This is a genomic window from Terriglobales bacterium (assembly GCA_035454605.1).
GTDB lineage: Bacteria > Acidobacteriota > Terriglobia > Terriglobales > Acidobacteriaceae > DATMAB01.
In genome coordinates, this window is sequence record DATIGQ010000183.1 from 1 (window position 1) to 3,369 (window position 3,369).

Below are 3,369 nucleotides of genomic sequence, written 5' to 3' on the forward strand. Positions count from 1 at the left end.
ATCGCCGAGGATGTGATTTTCTGGGTGAGCGGGGCGGACGTGCGGCACATGGGCGGGCAAAAAGCGCCGAAGGACGAGGCGCTGGGAGAGAAGCCGGAAGTGCATTAGGCGGTTTCGAGTTTCCAGTTTCCAATTCCACAAAAACAGCAGATGCATTGCCCCTCGACTGCGCCCGCGGATGGCGGGCTGCGCTCGGGGCGACAGTGGTGACGGCGCCCGGGCGGGTTATCCTGAGCAGGATTCGCGGAGGCAGCCATGTCTTCCCTGCCGTTCAAGCCCGGTGATTCGGCCTCGGTTAGTCGCACCATCGGCAACAAGGAAATCCAGGCGTTCGCCGCATTGTTCGACGATTACAACCCTTTGCACGTTGACGATGCCTATGCCGGGCGCAGCCGCTTCGGCGGGCGGATCGCGCATGGGGTCATCTGTCTGGGGCTGATCTCGCACCTCATCGGGATGAAGCTGCCGGGCACGGGAGCCATTTACCTGGGTCAGAGCGCGCGTTTCCTGAAGCCGGTGCGGGTGGGAGATACCGTCACGGCGAGCGTAGAAGTGACGAAGATACGCGCGGACAAGCCGATTCTCACGCTGGCGACGCGCTGCGTGAATCACAAGGATGAGGTGGTGATGGAGGGAGAGGCGGTGGTGATGTGGGAGGGAGGCTAGTTTCTAGTTCCCAGTTCTCAGTTCTCGGTTGTTTTCAGTTTCAGCCGAATGTCACGCCTTGGCTTGACCCTGCGACCTGCGGCCTGTAGAACACGGTTACCCATTCATGCCGCTCTACCTCATCACTGGAGTTGCGGGTTTTATCGGATCTGCCATTGCCCATGCGCTGGTAGAGCGCGGGGAGCAGGTGCGCGGAGTGGACAACCTCTCCACCGGCCGCATGGAGAACATCGCCGGCATCGACAAGAGAATCGACTTTCGCCAAGCCGACCTGCTGGACGCCGCGGTCGCGGCCGAAGCCTGCCGGGGCGTGGACTACGTGCTGCACCAGGCAGCCATTCCGTCGGTGCCGCGCTCGGTGGCTGACCCGGTGGGCTCGAACCGGGCGAATGTAGACGCCACCGTGAACCTGCTGGAGGCCGCAAGGAAGGCGGGAGTGAAGCGCGTGGTGTACGCGGCGTCGTCTTCCGCGTACGGGGATACGCCTACGCTTCCCAAACGCGAAGACATGACGCCCGATCCGATCTCACCTTACGCCGTGGCCAAGCTGGCGGGAGAACTGTACATGACGTCGTTCTGGCGCTGCTACGGCCTGGAGACGGTGTCGCTGCGCTACTTCAACATTTTCGGGCCGCGGCAGGACGCGAACTCGGAATATTCCGCGGTGCTGGCGCGGTTCATCACCCGGATGCTGGACGGCAAGCCGCCGGTGATCTATGGCGACGGAGAGCAGAGCCGGGATTTCACCTACATCGACAACGCCGTCGCGGCCAACCTGCTGGCCTGCACCCGGCCGGCTGCGGAAGTGGCGGGGCGGGTGTTCAACATCGCCGGTGGAAAGCGGGTCACCATCAACGAGGTCTGCCGGCTGGTGAAGAAGTTGACGGGATTCGCGGGCGAGCCGCAGCATGAGGCGGAGCGCGCGGGCGACATCAAGCACTCGTTGGCCGACATCAGCCTGGCCAAGAAGCACTTGGCGTACGAGCCGACGGTGGACCTGGAAGAGGGGCTCAGAAGAACGGTGGAGTGGTACCGGAAGGGCGGTTCCTAGTTTCGAGTTTCCAGTTTCCAGTTCGCTTTCCGCACTCCACCTTCCGCCAGAGCCAGCCACAGGCCCAACAGCCTACCGGGCCTTCGCCGCTTTCTTGGCGGCGCGCATGATGGTCTTTTTCATACGGCCGCCGGCGGCCCAGTAGAGGCTGATTTCGTGGCCGTCGGCGTCGTTGAGGTAAGCGTGCTTCCAGCCCCAGGGCATCATGCGTGGAAGCTGGATGAAGTACACGCCTTTCTCCCGCAGCCTGCGGCAGAATTCGTCCAGGTCGGGAGTCTCGAAGTAGAGCCGCACGCCTTCCGCGGCGACTGACGCTCCCGGTCCAGCCATGTGCAAGGCGATGGTGCCTTCACCGAACGGCGCGCACAGGCGGGCGTAAACGGGCTTGCCTTCGTAGCGGAATTCGTCCACCACTTTCATGCCCAGCAGCTTGGTGTAAAAGGGCAAGGCACGTTCAACGTCGCGCACGTAGACCATGGCGTGGTTGAGGTCGAGGCCCCGGGGTTGAGCCGGCTTCTTGGGCTTGGGCCTGGGCTTCGATTTGGACTTTGGCTTTCTGACCTTCTTCCCGGCCTTTTTCGGCATGGCGGCGCTCGCGGTTGGAATAGGCGGCCATTGTATACGGCTATCACGGCGCATTCGGCTGCGCTGTGGTTAAATAGTGCCGCGATGGCAGGCGAACGCAAGATACGCGTGCTGGTGGCCAAGCCGGGCCTGGACGGGCACGACCGCGGGGCCAAGGTGATTGCGCGGGCGCTGCGCGATGCCGGCATGGAAGTGATTTACACCGGGTTGCGGCAGACGCCGGAAATGATCGCCAACGCCGCCCTGCAGGAAGACGTGGACGTGATCGGGCTTTCGATCCTCTCCGGGGCGCACAACGCCATTGTGCCGCGGGTGATGGAGCTGTTGCGGCAAAGCAAGATGGATGACGTGCTGGTGGTAATCGGCGGCATCATCCCCGACGAGGACATCGCGCGCATGAAGCAGGCCGGGGTGGCGGGCATCTTCCAGCCGGGGACGTCGCTGGAGGAGATCGTGCAGTTCATCCGCGGCAACGTGAAGCCGCGCGGCGTGCCGGCATGAAATGCGCCCTCCGCCTTTCGCTTTCCGCTCGCCGCTGCCAGCATCCCGCTTGAGTTCTACTTTCCCCAAGCTGGAAGAACGAGGAAGCTGCAACCTCATCCGGCTGCAGTCGGCGGACGGCACCAACCGGTTGACGCGGGAATGTATCCGGAAGCTCACGCAGACGGTGGGGGAGCTGGCACGCGCCCGGCCGGTGCTGCCGCTGATCCTCACCGGGAACCACCGCTTCTTTTCGGCGGGCGCAGACCTGAATGAGATTGCGGCTCTCTCCGGCACCGAGGCGCTGGAGTTCGCGCGCGAGGGACAGGCGCTGATGAACGCCGTGGACAACTTCCCTGCCCCGGCGATTGCCGCGATCTCCGGGTACTGCATGGGAGGAGGGCTGGACCTGGCGCTGGCCTGCGCCGGACGCATCGCCGCGCCCCACGCCCTGTTCGGGCATCGCGGCGCGGCGCTGGGCCTGATGACCGGCTGGGGCGGAACGCAGCGGCTGCCCAGGCTGATCGGCAAGGGCCGGGCGCTCGCCATGTTCACAGCGGCGGAAAAGCTGCACGCGACGGAGGCGT

General features: G+C 64.3%; 5 protein-coding genes. 4 read left to right on the top strand and 1 reads right to left on the bottom strand.

Translation table 11 applies throughout. The features are described 5' to 3' along the window. Positions 1-255 precede the first annotated feature (255 nt). Both VLE48_12940 and VLE48_12945 read left to right on the top strand, forming a co-directional pair. Positions 256-666, top strand: coding sequence for a MaoC family dehydratase (locus VLE48_12940; protein HSA93912.1), 411 nt, complete (start codon positions 256-258; stop codon positions 664-666). A 106-nt stretch (positions 667-772) separates the two neighbouring features. Beyond that, on the top strand, positions 773-1,717 hold the full coding sequence (locus tag VLE48_12945; protein ID HSA93913.1) for an SDR family oxidoreductase: 945 nt from the start codon (positions 773-775) through the stop codon (positions 1,715-1,717). A gap of 72 nt (positions 1,718-1,789) precedes the next feature. Here the strand turns inward: VLE48_12945 and VLE48_12950 are convergent, their stop codons facing one another. Beyond that, positions 1,790-2,302 (bottom strand): VOC family protein, encoded by a 513-nt coding sequence (locus tag VLE48_12950; protein HSA93914.1) that lies wholly within the window; start codon positions 2,300-2,302, stop codon positions 1,790-1,792. Between the two features lie 84 nt (positions 2,303-2,386). On the opposite strand from VLE48_12950, the gene VLE48_12955 reads away from it, so the two are divergent. Both VLE48_12955 and VLE48_12960 read left to right on the top strand, forming a co-directional pair. Next, positions 2,387-2,803: a cobalamin B12-binding domain-containing protein gene (locus VLE48_12955; protein HSA93915.1), complete on the top strand. Its 417-nt coding sequence runs from the start codon at positions 2,387-2,389 to the stop codon at positions 2,801-2,803. 49 nt (positions 2,804-2,852) lie between these two features. Continuing rightward, the coding region (locus VLE48_12960; GenBank protein HSA93916.1) for an enoyl-CoA hydratase/isomerase family protein at positions 2,853-3,369 on the top strand (517 nt) is incomplete at its 3' end.